Annotated in this window: 23 protein-coding genes and 1 pseudogene; 10 read left to right on the plus strand and 14 right to left on the minus strand. The window is 56.7% G+C overall.

The window, feature by feature from the left end; all coding sequences use genetic code 11:
• The first annotated feature begins 43 nt into the window (after positions 1–43).
• Both ACYZT5_RS01355 and ACYZT5_RS01360 read left to right on the plus strand, forming a co-directional pair.
• The gene (locus ACYZT5_RS01355; protein ID WP_462049440.1) at positions 44–1,537 is read left to right on the plus strand and encodes a sensor histidine kinase; all 1,494 of its coding nucleotides are present in this window, start codon (positions 44–46) and stop codon (positions 1,535–1,537) included.
• Complete coding sequence (locus tag ACYZT5_RS01360; RefSeq protein ID WP_462049441.1) at positions 1,506–2,936, plus strand: sigma-54-dependent transcriptional regulator; 1,431 nt, start codon at positions 1,506–1,508, stop codon at positions 2,934–2,936. Before ACYZT5_RS01355 ends, ACYZT5_RS01360 begins: the two co-directional genes overlap by 32 nt.
• 2 nt (positions 2,937–2,938) lie before the next feature.
• Here ACYZT5_RS01360 and ACYZT5_RS01365 read toward each other — a convergent pair whose 3' ends face one another.
• Positions 2,939–3,325, minus strand: coding sequence for a hypothetical protein (locus ACYZT5_RS01365; protein ID WP_462049442.1), 387 nt, complete (start codon positions 3,323–3,325; stop codon positions 2,939–2,941).
• 179 nt (positions 3,326–3,504) lie between these two features.
• Here ACYZT5_RS01365 and ACYZT5_RS01370 point away from each other — a divergent pair, with 179 nt between their 5' ends.
• Positions 3,505–4,350 carry a class I SAM-dependent methyltransferase gene (locus tag ACYZT5_RS01370; protein ID WP_462049443.1) on the plus strand — a complete coding sequence of 282 codons (846 nt, stop codon included), beginning with the start codon at positions 3,505–3,507 and terminating at the stop codon, positions 4,348–4,350.
• Here ACYZT5_RS01370 and ACYZT5_RS01375 read toward each other — a convergent pair.
• Entirely contained in the window at positions 4,331–4,639 is a 309-nt protein-coding gene (locus tag ACYZT5_RS01375; RefSeq protein ID WP_462052163.1) for an addiction module antidote protein, read from the minus strand. The genes ACYZT5_RS01370 and ACYZT5_RS01375 overlap by 20 nt on opposite strands.
• Positions 4,640–4,879: 240 nt before the next feature.
• Here ACYZT5_RS01375 and ACYZT5_RS01380 point away from each other — a divergent pair, with 240 nt between their 5' ends.
• The 6 genes from ACYZT5_RS01380 (at position 4,880) to ACYZT5_RS01405 (ending at position 10,177) form a co-directional block, all read left to right on the plus strand.
• Positions 4,880–5,548, plus strand: a complete 669-nt coding sequence (locus tag ACYZT5_RS01380; RefSeq protein WP_462049444.1) for an ABC transporter ATP-binding protein — start codon at positions 4,880–4,882, stop codon at positions 5,546–5,548.
• Between the two features lies 1 nt (position 5,549).
• Positions 5,550–8,021, plus strand: coding sequence for an FtsX-like permease family protein (locus tag ACYZT5_RS01385; protein WP_462052164.1), 2,472 nt, complete (start codon positions 5,550–5,552; stop codon positions 8,019–8,021).
• The gene (locus ACYZT5_RS01390; RefSeq protein ID WP_462049445.1) at positions 8,011–9,075 is read left to right on the plus strand and encodes a lipocalin-like domain-containing protein; all 1,065 of its coding nucleotides are present in this window, start codon (positions 8,011–8,013) and stop codon (positions 9,073–9,075) included. The genes ACYZT5_RS01385 and ACYZT5_RS01390 overlap by 11 nt, the downstream gene beginning before the upstream one ends.
• A 62-nt stretch (positions 9,076–9,137) precedes the next feature.
• Positions 9,138–9,380 carry a hypothetical protein gene (locus tag ACYZT5_RS01395; protein WP_415760116.1) on the plus strand — a complete coding sequence of 81 codons (243 nt, stop codon included), beginning with the start codon at positions 9,138–9,140 and terminating at the stop codon, positions 9,378–9,380.
• A 12-nt stretch (positions 9,381–9,392) separates the two neighbouring features.
• Entirely contained in the window at positions 9,393–9,560 is a 168-nt protein-coding gene (locus ACYZT5_RS01400) for a hypothetical protein (RefSeq protein ID WP_462049446.1), read from the plus strand.
• A 473-nt stretch (positions 9,561–10,033) separates the two neighbouring features.
• Complete coding sequence (locus tag ACYZT5_RS01405) at positions 10,034–10,177, plus strand: hypothetical protein (RefSeq protein WP_462049447.1); 144 nt, start codon at positions 10,034–10,036, stop codon at positions 10,175–10,177.
• A gap of 175 nt (positions 10,178–10,352) precedes the next feature.
• Here the strand turns inward: ACYZT5_RS01405 and ACYZT5_RS01410 are convergent.
• From ACYZT5_RS01410 to ACYZT5_RS01455, 10 genes and pseudogenes are all read right to left on the minus strand, one after another.
• Positions 10,353–10,519, minus strand: a pseudogene (locus ACYZT5_RS01410) (DUF6124 family protein); the annotation flags it as partial.
• A gap of 165 nt (positions 10,520–10,684) precedes the next feature.
• The gene (locus tag ACYZT5_RS01415) at positions 10,685–11,212 is read right to left on the minus strand and encodes a CPCC family cysteine-rich protein (protein ID WP_462049448.1); all 528 of its coding nucleotides are present in this window, start codon (positions 11,210–11,212) and stop codon (positions 10,685–10,687) included.
• Between the two features lie 105 nt (positions 11,213–11,317).
• Positions 11,318–11,650 (minus strand): hypothetical protein, encoded by a 333-nt coding sequence (locus tag ACYZT5_RS01420; protein ID WP_462049449.1) that lies wholly within the window; start codon positions 11,648–11,650, stop codon positions 11,318–11,320.
• Between the two features lie 151 nt (positions 11,651–11,801).
• Positions 11,802–12,107, minus strand: coding sequence for a hypothetical protein (locus ACYZT5_RS01425; protein ID WP_462049450.1), 306 nt, complete (start codon positions 12,105–12,107; stop codon positions 11,802–11,804).
• Positions 12,108–12,121: 14 nt separating this feature from the next.
• Positions 12,122–12,631: a DUF2247 family protein gene (locus tag ACYZT5_RS01430; RefSeq protein ID WP_462049451.1), complete on the minus strand. Its 510-nt coding sequence runs from the start codon at positions 12,629–12,631 to the stop codon at positions 12,122–12,124.
• Positions 12,632–12,738: 107 nt separating this feature from the next.
• Positions 12,739–13,143 (minus strand): Imm50 family immunity protein, encoded by a 405-nt coding sequence (locus ACYZT5_RS01435; protein ID WP_462049452.1) that lies wholly within the window; start codon positions 13,141–13,143, stop codon positions 12,739–12,741.
• 2 nt (positions 13,144–13,145) lie between these two features.
• Positions 13,146–17,954 (minus strand): RHS repeat-associated core domain-containing protein, encoded by a 4,809-nt coding sequence (locus tag ACYZT5_RS01440; protein WP_462049453.1) that lies wholly within the window; start codon positions 17,952–17,954, stop codon positions 13,146–13,148.
• Positions 17,951–18,694, minus strand: a complete 744-nt coding sequence (locus tag ACYZT5_RS01445; protein ID WP_462049454.1) for a DUF4123 domain-containing protein — start codon at positions 18,692–18,694, stop codon at positions 17,951–17,953. Before ACYZT5_RS01445 ends, ACYZT5_RS01440 begins: the two co-directional genes overlap by 4 nt.
• Positions 18,684–20,726, minus strand: coding sequence for a type VI secretion system Vgr family protein (locus tag ACYZT5_RS01450; protein WP_462052165.1), 2,043 nt, complete (start codon positions 20,724–20,726; stop codon positions 18,684–18,686). Before ACYZT5_RS01450 ends, ACYZT5_RS01445 begins: the two co-directional genes overlap by 11 nt.
• A 131-nt stretch (positions 20,727–20,857) precedes the next feature.
• Entirely contained in the window at positions 20,858–21,373 is a 516-nt protein-coding gene (locus ACYZT5_RS01455) for an Hcp family type VI secretion system effector (RefSeq protein WP_054051032.1), read from the minus strand.
• A gap of 447 nt (positions 21,374–21,820) precedes the next feature.
• Here ACYZT5_RS01455 and ACYZT5_RS01460 point away from each other — a divergent pair, with 447 nt between their 5' ends.
• Positions 21,821–22,498 (plus strand): type 1 glutamine amidotransferase domain-containing protein, encoded by a 678-nt coding sequence (locus ACYZT5_RS01460; RefSeq protein ID WP_462049455.1) that lies wholly within the window; start codon positions 21,821–21,823, stop codon positions 22,496–22,498.
• Positions 22,499–22,560: 62 nt separating this feature from the next.
• Here ACYZT5_RS01460 and hglS read toward each other — a convergent pair whose 3' ends face one another.
• Both hglS and ACYZT5_RS01470 read right to left on the minus strand, forming a co-directional pair.
• Positions 22,561–23,940 carry a 2-oxoadipate dioxygenase/decarboxylase HglS gene (gene hglS / locus ACYZT5_RS01465; protein ID WP_462049456.1) on the minus strand — a complete coding sequence of 460 codons (1,380 nt, stop codon included), beginning with the start codon at positions 23,938–23,940 and terminating at the stop codon, positions 22,561–22,563.
• A gap of 278 nt (positions 23,941–24,218) precedes the next feature.
• Positions 24,219–25,160, minus strand: coding sequence for an alpha/beta fold hydrolase (locus ACYZT5_RS01470; RefSeq protein ID WP_462049457.1), 942 nt, complete (start codon positions 25,158–25,160; stop codon positions 24,219–24,221).
• Positions 25,161–25,176: the final 16 nt, after the last annotated feature.

Raw genomic sequence — 25,176 nt, forward strand, 5'->3', positions numbered from 1 at the left:
ACACGGCTGAAAAGGCTTGATGCAAGGCATCCGGGAAGGTCCTATGCAGATATCAGGACAACAAAAAATACCTGCGCCGGGTACGTCGGCAGCAGTAGGCAAGGGCTGGCGAGGACAGTTCAATTTGTTGCGCTGGTTTTCCCTGGGCAGCTTTTTCATCATCGCCGCCGTGGCGCTGGGGTTGGGCTACGTTTCCACGCGCTTCGTGGTCGAGGAGAGCATCGAGCGCGATTCGATGCTGACCGCGCAGTTCATCCAGTCCATTGGTGATGCGGAAATTCGCCATGCTTCGATTGCCCCCAACAGAACCATGGGCGAAATGCTCGACCCGCGCCAGGACAGCACCTATCCCGACGTGAACCCAGACGCCCGCGCGGCTTCGCGCATCGAGTTTCTCGATCATGTGGAGCATCTGCCGGACATTCTGTTAGCCACGGTGTACGCCCTGGATCGCACCGTGGTCTGGTCGACCAATCCGGAGCTGATTGGCGTGCGCATCGAAGATGACGACGAACTGGACGAATCTTTCGAAATGAAGGAACCGGTGTCCACCAGCTACCACGAAATCGATGAGGAGCGTCCCGAGCAGAGGCTGCTGCGTGAGCCTGAATACCTGTTCATCGAGAATTACATCCCGATGTTCAATGCCGACAAGAGCAAAGTGATCGCCATGGTGGAGATCTACAAGGAGCCCGTGGACCTGGTGGAACGTATCCAGCGCGGTTTCAGGTCGATCTGGCTGGCAACCGTCCTCGGCGGTCTGGCCATCTACCTCGGGCTATTCTGGATTGTGCGGCGTGCGGCGATACTGCTGCAGAGCCAGCAAAAACAACTGATCAACAATGAGACCTTTGTGGCGCTGGGGGAAATGTCCTCGGCGGTGGCTCACAGCTTGCGTAATCCATTGGCCAACATTCGTTCCAGCGCCGAACTGGCTCAGGAAATCGCCAGCCAGAACGCGCAGAAGAACATCGGCGACATCATCAGTCAGGTCGATCGCATGTCGCGCTGGGTTCGGGAGTTGCTGGTGTCATTGCGACCCATGAACGACGACTACGAAACGGTAGACCTGGTGCTGGTCATCGACGACACGCTGAGTGCGTTCGACGCGCTGACTAAACGCTCCAACGTCGAAGTGCATTTCACGCCTCGCAGTTGTCCGCAGGTCGTCAGCCAACAGGTGCTGCTCACGCAAATTCTTAATAGCCTGTTCTCCAATGCCCTGGAAGCCATGCCCAAAGGCGGCGTGCTGAGTATCGATATCGAAACGCCGCACTCCGGGATTGTGCGCATGACCCTGAGCGATACCGGCAAGGGCATGAACCCCCAGCAACAACAAATGGCCTTCAAGCCGTTTTTCACCACCAAACAAGGAGGGTTGGGCGTGGGGCTGGCCCTGGTCAAAAGAATAATGGAGCGTTTCGAAGGCTCGGTCGAATTGACCAGCCGCGAGCAGGAAGGAACCCGCGTCTGTCTCAATTTTAAAGTGGCAACGGGAGGGGAATATGGAGCACAGCATTCTGTTGGTCGAGGATGACGAACTCCTCGCCGAGAATATTCAGACCTACCTGGAGCGCAAGGACTTCGAGGTGACGGTCTGCCACTCGGCTGAGGATGCACTGGAGCAATTGAGCACGTTCGTCCCCGACGTGGTGCTGACCGATAACTCGCTGCCGGGCATGAGCGGTCACGACCTGATCCAGAAGCTGCGCATCAGCGCGCCGGATCTGAAGGTGATCATGATGACCGGCTACGGCAACGTCGAAGACGCCGTGGTGGCGATGAAAGAGGGCGCTTTCCATTACGTCACCAAACCGGTGGCCTTGCCGGAGCTCAAGCTGCTTCTGGACAAGGCCCTGGCCACCGACCGAATGGAACGCACGCTGTCGTTCTATCAGGAACGCGAAGCGCAGAAGTCAGGGGTGCAGGCATTGATTGGCGAATCGGCACCGATGCGGTACCTGAAAAACACCATTGGCCAGTTACTCGACGCCGAACGGCGCATGGCCAATACCGATTTGCCGCCGGTGTTGGTGGAAGGCGAGACCGGCACCGGCAAGGAACTGGTGGCCCGGGCGCTGCACTTCGATGGCCCGCGTGCCAAAGGCCCGTTCATTGAATTCAACTGCGCCTCGATCCCGTCCAACCTGGTGGAGTCGGAACTGTTCGGCCACGAGAAGGGCGCCTTCACCGACGCCAAGGACCGCCGCGTAGGGCTGGTGGAAGCGGCCGATGGCGGAACGCTGTTTCTCGATGAAGTCGGCGAGATGGACCTGTTGCTGCAAGCCAAACTGCTGAAGCTGCTGGAGGACCGGACCATCCGCCGGGTTGGCTCGGTGAAGGAGCGCAAGGTCGATTTGCGGGTGATCAGCGCTACCAATTGCAACCTCGAACAAATGGTCCAGCAGGGCAAGTTCCGCCGCGACCTGTTCTTCCGTTTGCGGATTATCTCGATCAAGGTGCCGCGCCTGTATGCCCGCGGCGAAGACATCCTGTTGCTGGCCCGGCACTTCCTGGCGATCCACGGCAAACGCTATGGCAAGCCGAACCTGCATTTCAGCGACCAGGCCGAAGCGTTGATGCTCAGTTACAGCTGGCCGGGCAATGTGCGCGAGTTGCGCAATATGCTTGAGCAAACCGTGCTGCTGGCCCAGAGCGACACCATCGCCGCCCATCAGTTGAATGTGTGCCTGAGCCTGGTGGATGAGCCGCTGATGTTTCAGCAAGAGCCGCAATACAGCGAACCGCGTCCGGTCTACAACGGCAACGAGTCCATGAACCTGCCGGAAGTGGAGCGCGACATGGTGCGCAAGATGCTCGACAAGACCGACTGGAACGTCACCAAATCCGCACGACTGCTGGGCCTGAGCCGCGACATGCTGCGTTACCGGATCGAAAAACTCGGCCTCGCGCGCCCGGACAAACGCCAGTGGTAGGCCTATTGCATCAATGGCGCCTGACGGCTGAGGCACGCGAGCAGGCATGTGGGGTCGAGGACTTCTTCGTTCACGTAGACACCGCGTTCCTGATCGTAAGCGCGGATGAACACGCGAACAGTGGCATCCGCGACCGTCGGCAATCTTGAGTCGTAGAACTCATGCTGGCTCGAAATGAGGATGAAATCCTGGGGGGCGGTCGGGATGTACGATCCGGGCGGCACCGTGCTCAGGGTCGGAGGCACGGGGTGAGCAAAGGGTTGGTCGGCCCCGTAATAGTTGAACTCACTGCTGTAATCGCTAGTGGGAGTCAGGCTGTCGTCCGAGTGAGCACCGGTTGTGGCGGTCAGGCAGAGGGCGAACAGTAGTGTCAAATCGGTTTTTTTCATGGCGACACCTGCGAAATCGGTTTTCCCCGCATTTCCCCAAGGTCATTAACTATAGCTGCCGTACGAGGGGCGCGTTCGCGATGCGCGGATTACAAGATTTCAACAAAGACTCAATGGGTTTTTCAAAACGCTGATCTAGACTCGTGCCGGTCAATCAAGACCCCAGTCTGGAGCGCGCAATGGAAATGCCGTCAAAAGAAAAGGCCATCGCCAGCAACCGCGATGCCTGGAATGATTCCGCCCGACACCACAAAGACACCCCCGAATGGCAGGCCCGTTTGACGGCTGTTGGTTGTGGGGATTTTTGCTGCCTGGACGACACCCTCCGAGGTTTGCTGGAACACGTGGGTGTCAACGGCAAGGACGTCGTCCAATTGGGCTGCAACAACGGGCGCGAAAGTATCTCGCTGTTTGCGTTGGGTGCCCACAGCGTCGTGGGCGTCGACCAGTCCGAGGCCTTCCTCGATCAGGCGCGGGAGCTGGCGTCACACTCGCCCCATGCGCCTGAGTTCATCGAGGCTGATATTCATCATCTGCCGCTTGAGCTTCACAGCCGTTTTGACGTGGCGCTGATCACCATTGGCGTGTTGAACTGGATGCCGGACATCGCCGAATTCTTGCGCCATGTCGTAAAAACCCTCAAGCCCGGTGGCAGCCTGGTGGTGTACGAAACCCACCCTTTCCTGGAAATGTTCGACCCCGAATCAGCCGATCCGTATCGGCTGGACAGCTCGTACTTTCGCCGTGAACCCTTCGTGCAGGATCAGCCGATCGTCTACGAAGGCAAAGTCGACCAGCAGGCGCCTTCGTCCTACTGGTTCGTCCACACCCTGGGCGCCATCTTCACAGGGGCGATCGACGCCGGATTGCAGATCAGCCACTTCAAGGAGTACCCGCATTCCAACCGCGAGGAACTCTATGATCGGTATGAGCAGCAAACGGCGCAGTTGCCGTTGTGTTTTACGTGGGTGGCGGTCAAGCGAGCAGTCAAGTCAGAAGAGACTCTCAGTGAGTCGAGTGATTGACCGAATGACCCGGCTGCGCGCAGAGATCAATGCCAAGGGCGTGTACGACCTTTAAAACCGTATCGAAACGTGGTTTTGCACCGGGTGCGAAGGCCTTGTACAGGCTTTCGCGGCCCATACCCGAATCCTTGGCTACCTGTGTCATTCCACGCGCTTTCACCACGTAGCCGATAGCGCGAAGAAATTCTTCGTTGTCGCCGTCTGCGAGCACTTGCGAAAGGTACTCGCTGATGGCTTCGTCACTGTCCAGCAGAGCCGCCATATCGAAAGTAGTCAAAGTCTGGCTCATGTTTAAACCTCCTTTGCCAATTTTTTCGCCCGCCTGATGTCGGCGGTTTGCGGTTTGTTGAATAAAATAATTCATTGCTCAAATGTATCCATATGGATACGAATGAGCAGTCAGGCATTTCCTTGGTTATGTATGTTTTTTCCCTAAAGTGTGTGGGCTATGGGGTGTCTGAGCGGGCCTATTCGCGGTGCTGCTGCCGTCCGCTATCCTTGCTCCACGCACATCGAACGGTTTTTCCCCATGCTATCGGTCCAAGGCGTCTTCAAAAGCTACGCCACTCCCCAGGGCCCATTACCGGTTCTGCAAGGTGTCGACCTCACCTTGAAACCCGGCAGCAGCCTGGCGTTGATGGGTGAGTCGGGCAGTGGCAAAAGCACTTTGCTGCACCTGATTGCCGGGTTGGACAAGGTCGATCGCGGTAGCATCCGCAGCGGCGAACATCGGCTGGAGCAGATGAGCGAAGGGCAACTGGCCAACTGGCGGCGGACCGAAATCGGCCTGGTGTTTCAGCAGTTCAACCTGATCGGCAGTTTGCGCGTGGAGGACAACCTGGCATTCCAGGCGCGACTGGCGGGGCGGCATGATCCGCGCTGGCAGGCGCATCTGGTGCAACGTCTGGGGTTGGCTGATTTGCTGCGGCGATACCCGGAACAGCTGTCCGGCGGCCAGCAGCAACGGGTCGCTTTGGGCCGGGCGCTGGCGTCACAGCCAAAACTGCTGCTGGCCGACGAACCCACCGGCAGCCTCGATGAAGCCACCAGCGATGAGGTCTTGAAGTTATTGCTGGAGTTGCTCGATGACAGTCCCACCACCTTGTTGATGGTCACCCACAGCCCACGGGTTGCCGCGCGGCTGGCAGAAAAAGTGGTGCTCCACGGTGGCCGTCTGGCTGGCGCGGACGAGCGCTGAGGTGCGGGTCTTTCGCGAGACGCTGCGGGCGCTGCTCAGTCATTGGCGGCAGCATCCGGTGCAGTTTTTCAGTGTGCTGACCGGGCTCTGGCTCGCCACCAGCCTGCTGACCGGCGTGCAGGCGCTGAACAGCCAGGCGCGTGAAAGTTATGCCCGGGCCAGTCAATTGATCGGCGGCGAACCCCAGGCCAGCCTCAGTGCGCCCAGTGGCGCGACCTTCTCCCAGCAAGTGTTTGTCGACCTGCGCCGTGCGGGTTGGCCGGTGTCGCCGGTTCTGCAAGGTCGGGTGACGCTCAAGGGGCATGACGACCAGCGCTTGCAGCTGATGGGGATCGAACCGGTGTCGCTGCCCGTGGGTTCTGCAGTGGCCGGGCAGGCGTTGGCGATTGAGCAGATTGTCGAGTTTTTCAGCCCACCGGGCAGTACCTGGGTTTCGCCGCAGACGTTACAGGCGCTGGGTCTGCACGAGGGCGAACGCCCGGTGAGTTTGAGTGGCCAGGCCTTGCCGCCGCTGCATGCCCAGTCCGATATGGCGCCCGGTGTGTTGCTGGTGGACATCGGCTTCGCCCAGCAGATTCTCGGCCTGCCGGATCAGCTGTCGCGCCTGTTGCTGCCGAAGGGTTTCACCGCGACCCTGCCTGATCAATTCAAGGGGCAACTGCAGCTCAAAACCCGCGGCGAAGAGAACAATTTATCGCGCCTGACCGAAAGCTTTCACCTGAACCTCGATGCCCTGGGTTTTCTGTCATTCGTGGTCGGCCTGTTCATCGTCCACGCCGCGATCGGCCTGGCGCTGGAACAACGCCGTGGCTTGCTCAGAACCCTGCGTGCCTGTGGCGTCAGTGCGCGAATGTTGATTACTTGTCTGACGGTCGAACTGGGTGGTCTGGCGTTGGTCGGCGGACTGGCCGGGGTCGCCAGCGGCCACCTGCTGGCCAGCGTGCTGTTGCCGGACGTCGTCGCCAGCCTGCGCGGGTTGTACGGCGCCGAAGTGGCGGGGCAGTTGAGCCTCAGTCCGTGGTGGTGGCTCAGCGGCGTCGGCCTGAGCCTGTTCGGTGCGTTGTTGGCCGGTGCCAACAGTTTGTTGCGGGCAGCGCGTCTGCCGTTGCTGGCCCTGGCTGACCCACAAGCCTGGCATCAGGCTCACGCGCGCTGGTTGCGGCGCCAGGGTTGGGTCGCCGTGATTGCCGCGGTGGTCGCGCTGCTGGCGTTGATCTTTGGCGACAGCCTGAGCAGTGGATTCGTGTTGATGGCGGCACTGTTGATCGGCGCCGCACTGGCGTTGCCGGTGGTGCTCAACATGGTGTTGAACCTGGTGCTGCATCGCAGTCGCTCGGTGCTCGGCCAATGGTTTCTCGCCGACTGCCGTCAGCAACTGCCGGCCCTGAGCCTGGCGCTGATGGCGTTGTTGTTGGCACTGGCGGCGAACATTGGTGCGGGCAGCATGACGGCTGGTTTTCGTCAGACCTTCAGCGATTGGCTCGAACAACGCCTGACCGCCGAACTGTACGTCAATCCGCGAAATCCGGCCCAGGCCAGAGAGCTGCAAACCTGGCTCAAGCAGCAACCCGGACTCACGGCAGTGCTGCCCAACTGGCAAGTGTCGATCCAGTTGCAAGGCTGGCCGGCGGACGTCTTCGGCGTGATCGATCACCCGACGTATCGCCAGCATTGGCCGCTGTTGGAAGCCTTGGGCGACAACCCCTGGGACCGACTGGCCAAGGACGACGCAGTGATGCTCAGCGAACAACTGGCCCGTCGGCTGAAGGTGCGCCTTGGCGATCACCTGACGATTTCCACACCGAACGGCGTCTGGTCGCCACGGATCGTCGGCATCTATGCCGACTACGGCAATCCCAAGGGCCACATTCTGGTCAACGTCAACCATCTGCTGCGCGGCTGGCCGCAGCTGACACCGAGCCGTTTCAACCTGCGCATCGACCCACCGTTGATCCCCGCGTTCCTGACCGCGCTGCAAACACGCTTCTCTCTGGAGGACAGCCGCATCGTCGACCAGGCCCGGCTCAAGGGTTGGTCCACGCAAGTGTTCGAACGCACCTTTGCCGCGACCGCCGCGCTCAACAGCCTGACCCTCTGCGTGGCAGGCGTGGCGCTGTTCATCAGCCTGTTGACCCAAAGTCAGAGCCGCCTCGGGCAACTCGCCCCCCTGTGGGCGCTGGGTGTGACTCGCCGGCAATTGATGCTGCTCAATCTCGGGCAGACCTGGTTGCTGGCGGTGCTGACCCTGGTGCTGGCGTTGCCGTTGGGGATTGCGCTGGCGTGGTGCCTGGACACGGTGATCAACGTCCAGGCTTTTGGCTGGCGCTTGCCGCTGCGGGTGTTTCCGATGCAGTTGTTGCAGTTGATGGGGTTGGCGCTGCTGGCGACTTTACTGGCGTCGGCGTGGCCGCTGTACTCGCTGTATCGCACGCAACCGGCGGATCTGCTGAGGACGTTTGCTCATGAAGATTAAGGTCGGCGTGTTGCTATTGGCTTTGTTGGGCGGGTGCGATAACTCGGCGCCTGTTGAGAAAGGCTTCGCGGGTCTGGGTCATCAGGCCACTGCGTTTACGCCGGTGGTGCCCGGTCGGGTGTTCAGTTTTCCGGCGGATCACGGTCCTCATGACGGTTTTCGAATTGAATGGTGGTACGTCACCGCCAACCTCAAGGACGATCAGGGGCGCGAGTTCGGCGCGCAGTGGACGCTGTTTCGCAGCGCCTTGAAAGCGACGCCCGAAGTGGCTGGCTGGAGCAATCAAATTATCTGGCTTGGCCACGCGGCCGTGACGTCGGCGACGGTGCATCACGCCGCCGAGCGCTATGCCCGTGGTGGCGTGGGTCAGGCTGGCGTAAGTCTCGCGCCGTTCAACGCGTGGATCGATGATTGGCGCTTCAGCAGTCAGGGTTCCGATCCTTTGGCGGATCTTCAACTCAGCGCCCGGGACAAGGGGTTCAGCTACCAGTTACGACTGACTTCCACACGTCCTTTGGTGCTTCAGGGAGACAAAGGCTTCAGTCAGAAATCCGAACAAGGGCAGGCGTCGTACTACTACAGTCAGCCGTTTTTCCAGGCCCGCGGCACGCTGGAAATCGACGGCAAAACGTATCAAGTCAGCGGCCCGGCCTGGCTCGACCGTGAGTGGAGCAGCCAACCCCTGACCGCCAACCAGACGGGCTGGGACTGGTTTTCCCTGCACCTGGACAGCGGCGAACAGGTGATGCTCTACCGCATGCGGCAGAAGGACGGCGCGCCTTATCTCACCGGCACCTGGGTCGACGCTCAGGGCCAGACGCAGTTGCTGAACGCCGCCGACATCAGCCTCACACCGCAAGACACCGCTAAAGTCGCCGGACGTTCGATGCCTGTGCGCTGGTCGATCAAAATTCCCGACAAACACCTCGACATCACAATCAGCGCCCTCAACCCCAATGCGTGGATGGCTTTGCGCATTCCCTATTGGGAAGGGCCGGTGCAATTGAGCGGCAGCCACGGTGGGCAGGGTTATCTGGAAATGACAGGGTATTGAGTCGGAACTCTCGGTTGGGCGACAGTCTCCTAAGTTAATAAGCCCGTTCACAGGAGCCCGCCATGAGCGAAGACCTAAAACCGCCTGACCTTGATTCATGGCAGCGCCTGTTCGAAGACAAGGCCTACTGGCAGCAGTCCCCCGACGCCCATTACACCGAACTGCTGCGGGTGGCCGATGACTTGCTGGGGCAGGGCGCCATTGACCTGGAACAGTGGCAAGCCTTGAAGGCCAAGGCCGATCAATCCCATAAGGACTCGCCTGCCGTGAACGTCGCCCATGAGGTTGACGATCCCGAAGCTTGAAGGAGAACCCACGTGAAACCGAAACCCCCCACTGAAGACCCTGACGAACCCCGGCCACCGGGTGAAGTCGAGCGTGACAACGACGCCCTGCGCCCGACCGATCCGACCCGACGCAAGGAAAGCGGCAAGGGCACAGACAGCGGCGAATCCACCGCACAGGAAACCGCAAAAACGCCCTGATCAGCGCCTTTGGTCATCTGCCCAGAGGGCGCTGGACTGGGGTTCAGCGCTCTTGTCGGCTGGTCGGTCAACAACCATCAGCGTCGGAAAACTTGGAGTTCAGAAGAAACTGAAGGATCTGAAAGTAGGGCAGAGCGTTGTGGTGACCTACACCGATATATTGAAAGTGACCCGTCAGCACGAAAATTGAGTATTAGCTCTATACTATACATTGATTGTTCTTGTACAAGTTTTGGTACAAGAACAATCAATTTTAATGGTCGGATCGGTTAGTTTAAGCCGCTTGTTAAAATAGTATTTGGGCCGACATTTAATCAATGTTGTTTCGATAAATTTCATGTTGATATACGCGGACATATTCGAAAACTTCAATTAAAATACTTCCCGTTCGCCCAGTGTCAGGGCTCTTTACCGGTGCATGGATTGCCAGGCCATTACACTGGGCGAACACCTTCTCCACGTGCGATACACACATGCAGCACAACGAAGTCATCAGCCTGAATCTGGCGGTGGCCAGCATCGACGGTGTCGTCAACGCACCCGGAGTGTACTTTTCCTTCTGCCGCCTGGTGGGCGACCCAGGTCCACGCATCCGACCGATCGCCATTTTCAGTTGAAGGTCAATGTCGCCGAGCAACAGTTGGAAGGGGAGTTGTTGTGCGACCAAGCAAGAGAGTTTCGGTATCACGTTTATCAACTGGTTAAGTACGCGGTTGATGAGGCTCTAATTGAAATGCTGGTTGGAATTAAAAAAAACGGACGATCTTAAGATCGCCCGTTTTTTTTTGCCCTTTAAATCTGAGCCTGAATTGATAGCGCCAAGCTGCGGTGCGAACCTTCGAGTTCACAGGCCAGGTCGGTGGTGAGTACGTTGATCGAGGCGAGGGTTTCGCAGGCGTGGCTTAGGAGTGTTTCTGAATCGATGCAGGGAGGAGGGTGACGACGTGGCTGATGGGGTCGAGGGAATCGAATGGAGAATTTTTCATAGTGAAGCTTCTGTATCAACGGAGCCGCAAAGCGGCATTTGCATGCCTTGATCGTGTTCGGTCTGTCAAAATCGGTCGCTGAGGTTGTAGCGGCTGGGGGAGGCTATCGACATTTTTTGTTCTTGCTGTTGTGGTTTTTTATATAGTCCACTTCTCTAAAGGCAATATATTCATATTTTTCACGAATATTTCTTTCGCCTCTCCGAGTGTCATATGATTTGGGCCGCTGTATTGTTCAGGATCGACCACACCATTATCTTCCCATTTGCATAAGTCGCAAATTTCGTAGTTTGCTCTTGAAAAGAGTGTGCGATAACCACAGCAAGGACAGGCCTCCAATGGTTCGATGATTCCGAATACTTCATACTCTCCAAGCCCCATTTTTATCATGGACTTTGATATGTGTGAATTTGTCACTCCTTTGTACGCCGAGGCAAATGCAATCAATAACAACTCGTCATACAGAATGTTCTGCACATCGCTCGGAGGTTCATCATTAGATAGTAGTAGATGTTGCATTTCTTTTGATAGTAAAGAAAACTCTTCGTCGCTCTCGTCAATTCCCCTCCAGTTCAATAGCTGCGATTCGCGCGCTTCGTTATCGAGTGAATCTAAGGTTTTTTGGCTCAGTTTGTAAATTGCGTCGACTCGTGAGATTTTTTGCACGTTAGGATCCAAAAAGGTCAAATTTATTTTGTGAGTGCGTAGAGTATATATATCCCCCCTTTATATTTGCTTTCTTGTTTTTTGGGGAGGGAGATATCGCTGGATCTAAAAATAAAAAAACAAACCAGTCTTGTTGTGTAGAGCCAACCCGTTTAGGTAGATTATTTTTTCTATGCTGTCGAGCTTTGTGTGTTCGGCTGCATCGCTCAATATATTAAGCGTGGTGCTTAGTTCTGCTTGTCCTTGAATGCTTTCGTCTTCGTACTCGTCTATTAATTTCCCTAAAGATGAATTTATCTTTTCAATCACTCCTGATTGCGATAGTTGAACGTATTGCTTCTCTGATAGTTGAAACTCCTCAAGATCTCCTGGCAGACACTCATCTAGATCTAAACGTTTCATCGCTTCGGGGTTCAATGGTGTCGAGATTTTTTTCATTTTTCTGACTCCTTGTTGAATTGCCTTACTTCGTTATGCTGTTTTGTATTCGGCTTGGTTGTTTTTGTTTGGTGGTGCTTTGTAAACTTTTAGGGGGGATGCTGGTTTTTGTTATTTTTTATGTTGTGAAGGATGTGTTTTTTGTTGGGTGTTATATTTCTAATTTGTTTAAAGCGTTGAGAATTGCTTTGTTTAGCTCTGTCCAGTTTCTTGCTTTGTCGCTGAAAGTCGGATGCTCCCAGTCGTAGGCTTTTATTAAAGAAACTCTAAATTTGCCATTTTCATAGAATTCAGGGTGCCAGCCTATATCAATGATCTGATCATGAGGGAAGACGGCTTGGAATAGGTCCTCCTTTAAATCATCAATGATCATCGAAGTGTCAGCAAGCTGGTCCAGGTGGGATATATCATCAAATGTGATTGTTCCGCCGCGCTCAATTATTTTTTTTGTATCCATACAATCCCATTTTTTCAGTCCCCGTTGTAGATCCTGTCTTGTTGGGCAAACATGGATTTGTAGTCTGATAAAGCAGCTCTCCAGTTTTCAAATAGTAGCTCTTCAGAGCCTTCTACTCCTTCGGGTGAAGGCACGTATCTGACAAGTGGTGCAATTTCTTCTGGATAGTCAAAGTCTGCATACAACTGTTCTACTACTTCAAGTGGGTCATTATAGTTTTCTTTGTTCTCCAGTAAAAATGACAGCAATAAAAAGATCCAGGGTTTAGTGGTGTTTGATTCTGTTGATAAGTATTTGTCAGTCAGTAATTTTAGTATGTCGCGTACTAAGTGCTTTTCATGTGGTTCTAGTGAGGCAAGTTCAATTGCTTCTGTTGCAGATGTGCTTGTTAGCGCATCACAAACATATTCCGATACTCCTTTTTCATCCATGTAGCCGTTCTCAAGTCCAAAAAAGAGTTCCCTCCAGCTAAGCCAAGGTGTTTTTGAATATATGTAGTGGCCGTCAAGTAGTAGTGGTTTCATTTTTCTACCAGGTAGAAAAAAAAGGCCGCAGATTTATTTTTATGTGCATAGAAAATAAAATTTTTCCATTTTTTGTCTCGGCCCAGCTATCAATTTTCGTTCATGTATTAAGTGACTTCGGAGTCGTTGTTGTTCATGTATACCGATGGGCCGCAAAGTAAAGGAAATTTTGTTGTAAATTCTATAGATGCGCTAGAGTTTGAAGCGTGAATTCTGTAAGTGTTTTCTTGCTTTGTGATTGTGATGTTGAGTTTTTCTTTTGTAGGTATATTTTTGATCATCAGATTGTTGACTCCACCACAGTTTAAACCGATGCGGCAGGTATTGTACTCAGATTTCTTCCATTTTATTGGAGGCGAGTCGGGTAGTTCTTCGATGTCAAACTCTAATATTATCGTTGGTCTGCTGTTATCAATGCTTATAGTGAAAAGTTCAATAGTTCCAATTGCTACAGGAGTGTTGAAGACTTGGTTAAAAAAGGTGCTGCCATCAATATCGTTCCAGAATTTCATCATTACTCCTTGATGTAAAAGTGATCTTTTGCACCTGGGATTTTTCCCGTTCTAGTGTTTTCAATTGGCCGTAAATTGAAGTGCGCAGCCTGATCGCCCTTGTTTCCAGGCTCATGGTACTGGTGACCCGCAGAATGGTCTTGAATTATTACCTTTGAACCATCACCCCGGGTGTACTGGTATTCCCGTGTGAGTATCGGCTTTCCTTCGCTATTCAAAATACTTTCACCAGCCTTGTCTGTCATTCTCACATACTTATATTGACGTGTTTTTCCTGTCGTAGGATCGTAAACAGGGTCAGGCTGCTGTGTTCTTGGAATTCCAGCTTCGGATTTAGCCTGTTTGAACGCTCCGCTCCGAGAAACCTCGGGTGGTGGTGGTTCGGTTTGTTTGCCAGTTTGCGGATTGTTTTTGCTCTTAAGGCAATTTTCGGCATTCAACCCCAACGGATCCACCCACCCCGTAGGGTTAGGCACGTACTGGTAGTTATTCAACCCACCCGCAAGCTTGATCGGATCCGGCGTCAGAAACCGTCCAGTCCCTGGATTGTAGTAGCGATGCCGGTTGTAGTGTAAGCCCGTCTCGGCATCGAAGTATTGACCCTGAAACCGCAGCGGATTGTCGATTTCGGCGACGTCCAGAGCAGCGAGGTTGCCATAGGCGCGATATTTCGCGGACCACATGATCTCACCGCTGTAGTCGGTGAGTTCTTGCGGGGTGCCGAGGTGATCGAGTTGGTAGTAGAAGGGTGTCGCTTTCAGCGGGCCTTCGCCATCGAGCATCACCAACGGGCGGAAGCTGCCCGGTTCGTAGATGTAGGTGCGATAGCGGTTGTCAGCGCTTTCGGCGATCAGGCGTTCGCCTTGCCACAGGAACTCGGTGGTATGGCCGTCGACGGATTTTTCGATACGGCGGCCGAAGGCATCGTATTGATAGGACGCGATGCTGCCGCCCGGCAGGCTGGCGCCGATCAAGCGGTGCTGGCAGTCGTAGCGGTATTCGGTGACGAGTTTTTGCCCGGTGCCGCGACGTTCGCGGATCAGGTTGCCGTAGGCGTCGTAGTCATAATGGCGGTCGCCCTGCATCAGCAGGCGGTTGCCTTTGACGTTCGCCAGGTTCGCGCTGGGTTGATCGCCTTGGCCGAGCAAGTTGCCCGCCGGGTCGTGGGCGAAACTTTCCGGGGTGCTGCCACGGACGTTGATCAGGCGGTCGAGCGGGTCATAGTGATAGCTGCGATTGCCTTTGCGGCTGTCGTCGATGCCGGCGAGGTTGCCATTGGCGTCATAGGCGTAGCGACGGTGAAAGAGGTTGCCATCCTGTTGGCTGACGCTATGGGCTTGCAGGCGACCTTGTTCGTCATACTGGTATTGGCTGAGCAACAGCCCCTGTTGGCGCTGCTGTTCGCGACCGCTGTTGAACTGGTGAGTGGTCAGACGCGAACCGTTGAGGTCAATGCTGCTGAGCTGACCGCCGCGTTGGTGGCGGTAATCAAGCTTGCTGCCATCGGGGAGGCGGCAGTGGCTCAGTTGGCCGAGCTTGTCATATTCATAGCGCAGGGTGCCCCAACCCTGATGTTCGGTGATGAGGCGGTCTTGCAGATCGTATTCATACGCCAGCGGCCAGTTGCCGTCATCGACGTTAACGAGTCGACCGAGGGCGTCGTAGCTGTAGTGTGTTTCCTCACCGTCAGCCAAGGTTTTCACGAGTAAGCGGCCCGCAGCGTCGCGCTGGTATTCAGTGGCCAGTTCACTGCCGTCGTCGCCGAATTCGGTTTTCTTCAGCAGTTGGCCGTTGAGGTCGTATTCATAGGCGGTGCGGCGGCCATCAAAACCGGTTTCCTGCTGGATCAGGCCGTTGGCGTGGTAATCGAGGTGGTAGTGTTCGCCACGTTCGTTTTCGATCTCGGTCAGCAGCAGGCGCGAGTTGTCGTAGCGATAACGCAACTGACTGCCATCCGGATTGATGCGGCGGCTGACCAGGTGCAGACCATCGGCGTATTCGTAGCGGGTCACGCGGCCGAGTTCATCACGTTCGGCGGTCACGCGACCGTACGGGTTGTAGGTGAACGCACGGGTTGCGCCGCCGGGCAGGGTAACTTGCGTCAAACGATCAACAGCATCCCATTGGTAGTGGGTGATGGCGCCGGTTTCTTCTTGTCGTGTGATTTGTCGGCCCAACGCGTCGTAGCGGTATTTGCGCTGGCCGCCATCGGGCAGGCGTTCTTCCAGTAGTTGGCCGAGATTGTTCCAGCCCAGTTGGTGGAGGCTGCCATCGGGGTGACGAATCTCCAACAGGCGACCCTGACGGTCGTAGCTGTAGTGGGTTTCGTTGCCATGGGGATCCGTTTGTTGGGTGATATCGCCCTGGCGGTTGCGCTCGTACTGCCAGCGAGCTCTGCCGCGTTGCACATCGATGAGTTGACCATCGTAGTAGTTGTAACGGGTTGGTTCATCTTCTGGAGGAACAACTGCAATCAAACGCCCGGCGTCGTTGTACTGATACTCGGTGACGGCGCCAAGTGCGTCTTTTTCAGCGATCAGGCGACCTTCGTCGTCATAAGCTTTTTGCGTTTGCGCACCATCGGGAGCAGTTTCGCTGATCAGCCGTGCATTTTCGTCATGCACGTACACCTGCTCGCTACCGTCGGCATTGAGGACGGTAACTGTGCCTTTGTCGTCCCACACATAACGTGCTTCCAGTTGCGAGTAGCTTGCCCAGTGACGGATGCAACGCGCGAACTTGCCTTCACGTTCCCATTCCCAGAAGAAACTGGCGCCACCCGCCAGTTGACGCTCGAGAATGACGTGCTGGTCGTTGTATCGATAATGCTCGCTCTCACCGGCGGCATTGGTGGAACACACGAGCTGATTGCGCTCGTTGTAGTGGTACGAGACCAGGGTCTGCACCGTCTGCCATGGATCCTGTCGCTCGCCGCGTTCGTTGTACTCGGGACGCTGCTGCTGATAGTCCAGCGCTGCGATATGGCGGTCGTCGTAACGCAGCAGCAAGGCGCGTCCAGCACCATTGTCGATACGTTGAATGCGATCGACCATGTCGTAGCTGATATGCAACTGGTTGTCGTAGGCATCGCTGATGGTGATCAGGCGACGGGCGCGGAAGTGGTAGAAACGTGCTTTTGGACCGGCCTGGGTCAGGATCAATTCGCCCGGTGCGTCGCCGAGATAAATAGCCGCTTCGGCCAGGCTGTTAGTGATAGCCGGACGTTGCTCAGTCGGCATCGGGAAACGGGTCTGACGGTTTTCATTGTCAGTCCACAGCACACCTTCGTCGTCCAATTGCAGACGATGGGACAGCGAATGGCTCCAGCCAAAACCGAGGCGACTGTCGATTTCGACTGCACTGCTGCGGTACAGGCGCGTCCATTCCAGCGGCAAGAGGCCGCCAAGTTGGCCATCGGTGAGCGTCAGCAATTCCTCACCAGTCACCATCGACACGGGTTCGCCGTCGGTACAGGTTTTATCAGCGCATTGTGCTGGTTTGTCGGCGGGGGTTTTCGATTGATCGGGGGCGTTGTCGACCGGTTCTTTTTGTTCGATGCGTGTGGTGTTATCTTTTTTGCCGCGCGCATGGATCTGCGCATCGGTTTCCACCTTTCCACCGGTAACCTTTGGCTTTTTCTTTGGTGCTGTTGCGGTCACAGCCGGCTTGGGGGCGGCGATTTCGATGCTGGCCTTGCGTGCCTGATTGACCGCTGAATTGCCGTTGAGCAGCAAGGGTCTGGCGGCTTCGGTGTGGACCGTGGCGTTTTTCCTGCTGATCTTCATCAGCATTCCGGTGAAGTCTTCGATCAGCTTCAGCACCTTGCCACCGGTTTGCGTGGCATTGAGTGCCTTTGTCCCTACTCGTACCGCGAGCCCCAGACCACCGGTCAGAACTACGCCGACCAGAATGTTCAGCAGGACTTCCGTGGTCAGTTCGGACAGCACTTCGGTGCAGGTTTGTGGCGGCAACATCTTGACCCACGCCATGATCGCGGCCACGTAGACCCACATCAATGGCTCGTCACTGGCGATCAACAGGGCGGTGTGAATCGCTTCGGCCGAGGCGTTATAGATGCGCTTGATTTCTTCCTCGGTGAAGAACTTCTTCAGTTTTTCGTAATTCTCGCGAGGATGCGCGACCAGGTTGTAGAGGTTTTTGATATCACCCCACAAACTCATGATCGCTTTCAGGAAACCTTTCCAGGCCGCTTCCAGATCTTGCATGAGACGGCCAGCCATGGACGCGCTGTTATGCGCCTGCCAGAGCGGCAGAAAATCGGTGGTCCACTGGGTTTGTAGCCAGCCGCTCAGATCACCGATCACGCCCTGATAAGAGTTGAACAGGGTGTCGATTTGCGCGGGAGTCGGGTTTGGAAAAAAAGTGATTTTGTATTGCTGGTTTGGCGTAAGACCTTCGACTTCCAGAATCCCGCTGGCGGGGATCGTCTTGGTGATCGCCTGACCTATTTCATTTTTGCCAAACAGCTTGCCGTCAGCCACAGGCGCCAACCGAACCGGTGTATTACCGATAGGGACAAAACGCGCAGACTCGAAACTGTGAACCAGTTTGAGCTTGCCATTGGCCGGGCAGTTTGCGTAAAGGTCGACTTTGTCTTTGCTGTCTTTGTCCTGAGTGCCGACTTCGTCACCGACCTGAAATTGCTGTTCCGCATCCAGCGCGCCGCCGTACCAGGCTTGAGCGTGGGAGCGATAATCGGCAATACACTTCTTGAAATCACTGATGATGACCTGAGCGTCTGGTTGTTTTGCTGTGAGGTTCCCAACGATCGAACCCATCAAAATGCTCATGCGGCCACCTCATTTTCCAAGTGGGCTTTCAGCAGCCCTGTGTAGTTTTCTTCCGTGAGTGGGGTGCGTTTCACGAAGCGCGTTACTTTTTCTCGCAGGTTGTATTCAGGGAACGAGAAGTACAAATCGGCATGATCCTCCTTCAGCCACTGCATCATGTTGCCGACCACAGTGGATGGATTTTGCTTTGTCAGACCATCCAGCAACACCTTCGGCACCTCCCACCAAGGCCAATCCTTCGCCGGCGGCACCACCCTCGATCCAACCTCCAGGCTCTGCCCATTAATCAAATACCGATCAAACACCGGCAGCACTTCCCCCGCAGCATCACCCAAACCCTCAAGAATCGGATAAATATGCCGGCCATCCCAAAACCGGAAGAACACCTCAGTCCCGTCCGGCATCCGCACTTGAGTCAGGCTGCGCAGATGCTCAAACACAACGTCCGGCGCACTGGTGGACACCGCCAGCCAACCCCAGTCCTGCGCATCGGTTTCGGCGATCCACGGCAGGAAGTTTGAGTGGGGTTTCACCTCGGTGAGGTAGGGCATCACCGGTTGCCAGGCTGCGTAGGGTGTACCGCCCCAGATCGGGGTGACCTGGGTGGTGGGTTCCAGCTGATAAAGCGTCTTGAGCGCTTCGGCATCGCTGGCCGCGCTGACGATCAAATAGAGACGTTCGTTGGCCTGCAACGGCCGTTCAGCCAGCCACGCCTGCGGGGTCAAAAGATCAGATCGCACAAGCACCTGCCTTGCATTTCTCGCACTCTTCACAGAATGGCGCGTTGCGTTTAAGTGTATTGATCTGCGCCGGGGTCAGGACCGCGCCGGCCTTGTCGGCGTCGGCTAGTTTCAGTGCGCCGGGCATCAGTGGCGCGGCGCCGGTGCCGTTGCCGGGGCTGCCGCCGGAGTTCATGTTGATCACCGGGCCGCTCAGGGTGACGCCGCTGCCGTCGATTTTGATGAAGCTGCCGCCACCCTTGAGGGTCAGTTCGCTGCCGGCTTCGAGCACGACTTTCATGCCGCTGCTCAGGTGGATTTCCTGGCCGGCCTCGATGAACTGGCCGGTGCCGACTTTGATGTGCTGGTTCACGCCCACGGTGAGGTGGTCGTTGGCGCGGGTTTCGACCTTGCGGTCGGCGTAGACGGTGTGGTGTTCTTCGGCCTTGAATTCGCTGTAGCTGTTTTGTTCGACGGTGTCATGGCGTTCGTTGCCGACGCGGATTTTCTGGTCGTGCTCGACGTTCTCGTCCCAGTCGCGCTGGGCGTGCAGGAAGATCTGTTCCTGACCTTTCTTGTCTTCGATGCGCAGTTCGTTGTAACCGCCGCCACCGGGGGAGCTCAGGGTCTTGAAGGTGCTGCGGGTTTTGTTTGCCGGCAGGTCGTACGGAACGACGTTTTCCTTGTGGTACAGGCAGCCGCTGATCAGCGGTTGATCCGGGTCGCCTTCCAAAAACGAAACCAGCACTTCCATGCCGATGCGCGGGATGGCGATACCGCCGTAGTGGGCGCCGGCCCAAGCGGAGGAGACGCGCAACCAGCAGCTGGTTTTGTCATCGGCCTGGCCTTCGCGGTCCCAGTGGAATTGCACTTTGACGCGGCCGTACTGGTCGCAGTGGATCTCTTCACCCTTGGGCCCGGTGACTACGGCGCTCTGGCTGCCGAGGATCCGCGGTTTGGGGTGGTTCAGCGGCGGGCGATTCGGCACGTCCCACGGGGTGGCCTGGAAGCGGTTGCGGTAGCCTTGGTGGAAATCGTCCTTGAGTTTGGTCGTGTCGCTGGTGACCGACTCTTCCAGCACTTGCGGCTGTTTGCCTTCGTGGAGGATTTCAGTCAGCAGCCACAGGTCGTTCCATTTGGCTTTCGGGTGTTGGATCAGGGCCAGGAAGTGGCCGCTGACCAGCAACGGCTGATCGCTTTTGCCTTCGACCAGCTGGAAGTCGCTGCGGTGACGTTCCAGGGCGCGTTTGGCCAGGTGCTTGCCGCGTTCGCGGTCGATGAAGCGGCCGGGGTAGTCGTAGTCTTCGAGGTCGGGCAGGGCGTCGCCGCGGTTTTCGCTTTCCAGGGTCAGGCGCGGTTTTTCGAAGTCGTAGTCGCGGCGGGTGGTGCGGCTGGTGCGGGTTTCCAGGCGCAGGTCGAAGCGCTTGATCACTGGGTCGTTGGCGACCATACCGGAGTCTTGCTGATAGGCCACGGGCGCGAGTTTCGGGAACACCGTCTGGTCATCGCCGAATACCAGCTTGTGGGCCGTGGCGCTGTGCTGGAAGTGGTAATGGATACCTTCTTCCTCGCACAGCCGCTGGACGAACTGCAGGTCCGATTCATCGTACTGAACGCAGTAGATGCGCTCCGGATAAATCGCCCCGACTTTGAATTCGTAGGCATTGCTTTGGATGCCGTGCTCTTCGAGGACACTGCCGATGATTTTCGGCACGTTAAGGTTCTGGAAGATGCGTTGGTTGATGCGGTGCGCCAGGTAGGACAGTTGCGGGCGCAGGGTCACCGCGTAGCGGGTCAGGCGTTTGCCGGAATCACCCTGGGCGGCGCGATAGATCTGGCCATGGATGCCGCTGCCGTCAGGCGAGAGCTGCAAGAAGGCCGGTTTGTGCAGCAGGGTCTCGAGGTCCAGGGACGGCTGTTCACTGACCAGTTCCACCTCAAACACAAAAGGCTGGCTGATGGCTTCCCGACCTTGCAGGGAAAGAACCTGGAGATCGTTGTCCAGACCTTCGATAGTCAGGGCAAAGTGAGTTTGATTGGCCGGCGCGAACATCCCTTGTTCCTCGTGCATGCTTGCTGCGTTCGCCAATACCGGAAAAAGGAATCAGCAGACGCAAAATTCTGGAAGGGCGAAAACAACATCGACCAGCAGAGCTGGCCGATGCTTGAGACGGTCGGCCTGAATCAGGCGACCGGCTGACGCCAGTCATCGGAACCCGAAGTACCGGATACTTCGTGGGTCCAGGTGATTTTGCGGTAGGTGAATTGCACTTCTTCCAGGTGAGTGAAGTGCGAGTTCGACGGATCCTGGCAGTTGTGCATTTTGTTGTTGATGGCGACGATGATCGCGTCTTCCAGTTTGGTGGTGTAGTAGTGCTCTTGGGTACCTTGAGCCGAGGTGCGGTACCACTGGATAACGATTTCGCTCATGCGCTCGCCGGAGGTCAGGGCTGCTTGCAGCAGTGGCGAAGCCTTGTCGTATACCTTGGTGATCACGACTGGCTTGTGTACGCGCTGACCGGTCGGTTGGCCGGACTGCGGGTCACGCGGGATGATCACGTCGTGGCTGAAAGCCTGAACCATGACCTGGTCTTCGTGACCTTCCTGGTAGGTGTTGCCAACCGAGTCGGCAGTGAACGCGCCGGCAGTGATCAGACCTTGTTTCTCGCCAGTGACGGACATATACGCTGGTGTAGCCATGGATGCTCTCCTTGCTAAATAAGTGAGGGTGCCCGGGAGGCGGTATCGCCCGGTGGGTGCCTGACTGTTATCAATGTCCGTGCCAGAAACGGTGAACGCTATATAAATCAGGTGGTTGAGAGGTTTTTCAGCGTTCGCGGAGAATTTTTGGCAGAGATCGCGTGTGAATGTGCGCAAGAAGTTGCGCAGTACTGCGCAACTTCTTGCGCACTTGGCTGGAGCGCCTGACAGGCCGGGCGATCAGCGCCCCGGGAAGGCCTTTCGCAGCGTTGAGTGCGCAACTTCTTGCGCATCAAGGCGGTTAGCCATCATGCGGGTGACCCATCGTCTTATTGGCCGAAAACCTTTAACAGAACCGCTAGGGTGACAGGTGCAACGAACAGTGCCGCCTGGAGGTCAAACTCAGCGCCGAGATGAATGAATATCTGCGAACTCAAGGAGAACGAGATGAAAATCCTGATGGTTTTAACGTCCCACGATCAATTGGGTAACACGGGTAAGAAAACCGGCTTCTGGCTGGAAGAATTCGCCGCGCCGTATTTCGCCTTCAAGGACGCCGGCGCTCAGCTGACCCTGGCCTCGCCCAAGGGCGGCCAGCCGCCGCTGGACCCAAAAAGCGACGAGCCGGACGCGCAAACGGCGGCCACCGAGCGCTTTCGCAAAGATTCCGCCGCCCAGTCCGCATTGGCGTCTACCGCTTTGCTGAGCAGCGCGAGAGCTGAAGATTACGATGCGATTTTCTACCCGGGCGGCCATGGCCCGCTGTGGGATTTGGCCGAAGACAAAATTTCGATCGCCCTGATCGAGGCGTTTAACAAGGCGGGCAAACCGGTCGCGGCCGTCTGCCACGCACCGGGTGTGTTGCGCGACGTCAAGGGTGCGGACGGCCAGCCGCTGGTCAAAGGCAAGCGCGTGACGGGCTTCACCAACTCTGAGGAAGAGGCTGTGCAACTGACGAACGTCGTGCCGTTTTTGGTGGAGGACATGCTGAAGGAGAAGGGGGGTGTCTATTCCAAGGGGGCTGACTGGGCGAGCTATGTGCTCACGGATGGTTTGCTGATCACCGGTCAGAATCCGGCGTCGTCTGAGGCAGCCGCTGAGGCGTTGTTGGCGAAGCTGAAATAAGATCAAAAGATCGTCCGAACGCGGCCCGAGCCTTCGGACGATCTTTTTTGAGGCATTAACGTTTAATCGTTCAATGCGGCGAAACATTCCTCGATCGAGCGCCGCTGCGTCTCGGCATACAACGCCAGCTCATCAATCGTCGATCGCCCCAGCGCCTTCTCGAACACCTGCCGGTTCGAATGCACGCCATAGTAGGTTTGCGCCGCATCCCCCAGGTTCGACTGAAAAATTCCCGCTGCGCTAACCGGCAGGAAATCTTCGTACACCAACGGTTCAACCTGCAAATACCCGCCGCTGAGCAGATCCTCCAGCGACAGCGATTTCAGCTCATTGGCCCCCACACCTTTTTCCGTGACGAAGTAGCGAAAGTACGCCAGTTCCTGTTGGCGCATGCCTTCGTAGGTGTCAGGAAATTCGCTGAAGTGCTGCGCCATCAGCGCGTTGTAGCGCGCAGCATTGCCCTCATTGGGGAAGTCCTTGAGTTCGTCTCGGGCCGCATTGAGCAAGCGGTCGTAAAGCGTCCGGCCCTTGGGGGTGAGTGCGGCGCCGCGTTGCTCGATTTCGCCGAAACGGGCGCTGTGGCTGCCGCGAGTCTCGGTTTGATCGGTGAAGGAGACAGGTTCGTCCAGGGCTTTGAAACTGGTCTGGCGCAGCAGGATCGGGCACTGACGGCGGGGCGGGCCTTCGATCACTGCTTTGGGGGTGATGCCGTGGGCAGGCATTTGCGCCTGGACGATGTCGATGTCCAGGGTGCGCGGCGTCAGGTGGTTGATATGCGGGCCTGTGAATGCCACGACGTCGGCGATCAGGCGATGCTCGGCAATAAGTTTGCGGTACTGCTCGGCGGTGACGGTGGCGCTGTGGTGCCAGCGGAACGTTTCCAGCGCCTGCTCGACGAAGTTCTCGGCCTCTTGTTCGGTGAGGCCGCCTTGAGTTTCGGCGCGATCGATGAGGGTCAGTGCGGTGGGGGTGAAGATCGAACGCTTATCCAGCACAGACTGGGCGAACGCTCGCAGTTCCAGATCTTCGATCAGCTCCAGGCGCAGCAGGGAGGTGAAGACCCGGAACGGGCTGACCTGCAACGCCGCCTCATGCACCGCGCGAAAAGCCGTGGAGTGCACCGGCACGCCGGCCGGGGTCAAGTCGTAATAACCCACCGGCTGCATGCCCATCACCGCAAACAGCCGGGCGAGGGTCGCCAGCTCATCGGCGGTGCCGACACGAATCGCGCCATGCCGCTCCAGGTCCAGGCGCTGGATTTCGCCGGTGCTGTTCAACTGTCGGGCGATCTGCGGATTGCTGTCCAGCACGTGGCGGTTGGTCTGTTCCACCAGTTCCATCAGCGTGCCGTACAGCGGCACTTCTTCGCGATACATGTCGGACATCGCTTTGGAGAAGCGTTGGCGGATCAGGTCGGGGCTGACGAAGTTCGGGTGGCTCATGAAAAATTCCTGGTGCGGTGACGTAAAGGATGCGGGAAAAGATCGCAGCCTTGCGCGGCGCCGGCAAACGAAGAATCTTACGAACTTCATTCTGCAAAGGACTGCTGTGTGTAGCAGCTGTCGAGCCTGCGAGGCTGCGTTCGGCTGCGTAGCGGTCGTGAAATAGGACACCGCGATGTGTGAGGAGGAACATGGGTGCAGGATTTGCGACTGCTACGCAGCCGAACGCAGCCTCGCAGGCTCGGCAGCTGCTACAGGAACGCGGTGTTCGGCAGCTGCTACACAGGAAGTTCGGAGCGCAGCGATGCCAAAAACTCCCGATACAGCCGTGCCGTGTTCGTGGGTTGTTCCACCATCGGCATATGCCCGGTGTGGTCCCAGACTTCCACTCGCAGATCGGCAATGCCTTTGCTCCAGATCGCCACGCTGCTGACATCGATCAAGCGGTCCTTGTGCCCCCACAGCAACAGCGCCTGGCACTTGATGTCGGGCAGTTTTGGCTCCATCGGCGGGCTGGCGCGCAAGTCCCTGAAGATTTCTTCCAGCTCCTCGCATTGCTGTTCATAGCGCTGAGCGATGGCGTCCAGTACCACCTTGGGCACCCACGGTGGTTCAGCCATGGTCATGGCGTAGAAACGCTGGAATTCTTCCCGTGAATGGATAAGGAACGGGTTGTGGCCCTTGGCCAAATGCCGCTCCAAGTCGCTGGCTTCGGGTGCGGTGACACCCGCCGGGTCAATCAGGGCCACCGAAGTAATGCGATCGGGATACGTGGCCGCGAGCCACGCCGCCATGTAACCGCCCATCGAGTTGCCGATCACATGGACTTTCTCGACGCCGCAGACATCGAGCAACTGGATCATCCGCTTGGCCTGCAAAGGAATGTCGTAGCCGCCGCCCGCCTTGAAGCCGGTTTCGCCATGGCCGGCGATGTCGGGGATGATCACCCGATAGTTGCCGACAAAGTGCCGGGCAAAGCGCAGCCAGATGTTCTTGTCGGCGCTGTAACCGTGGAGCATCAGCACACTACTGGACGCTTCGTACGGCCCACCTTGCCAGGTAGAAACGGTCATTTCGGCGATCGGCACGACGATTTTGTGCAGTCGATACAGCTTGGCCTCTATCGACATGTTCAAGTCATAGAGCCAATGACCGATGGCCGGGTAACTCAACCAGCTCCAGGCCACGAAAACTGCGATAGCGACAACCAACACAAGCATCAGGCATCTTCCTTTT

Source organism: Pseudomonas sp. LB3P14 (assembly GCF_054898045.1).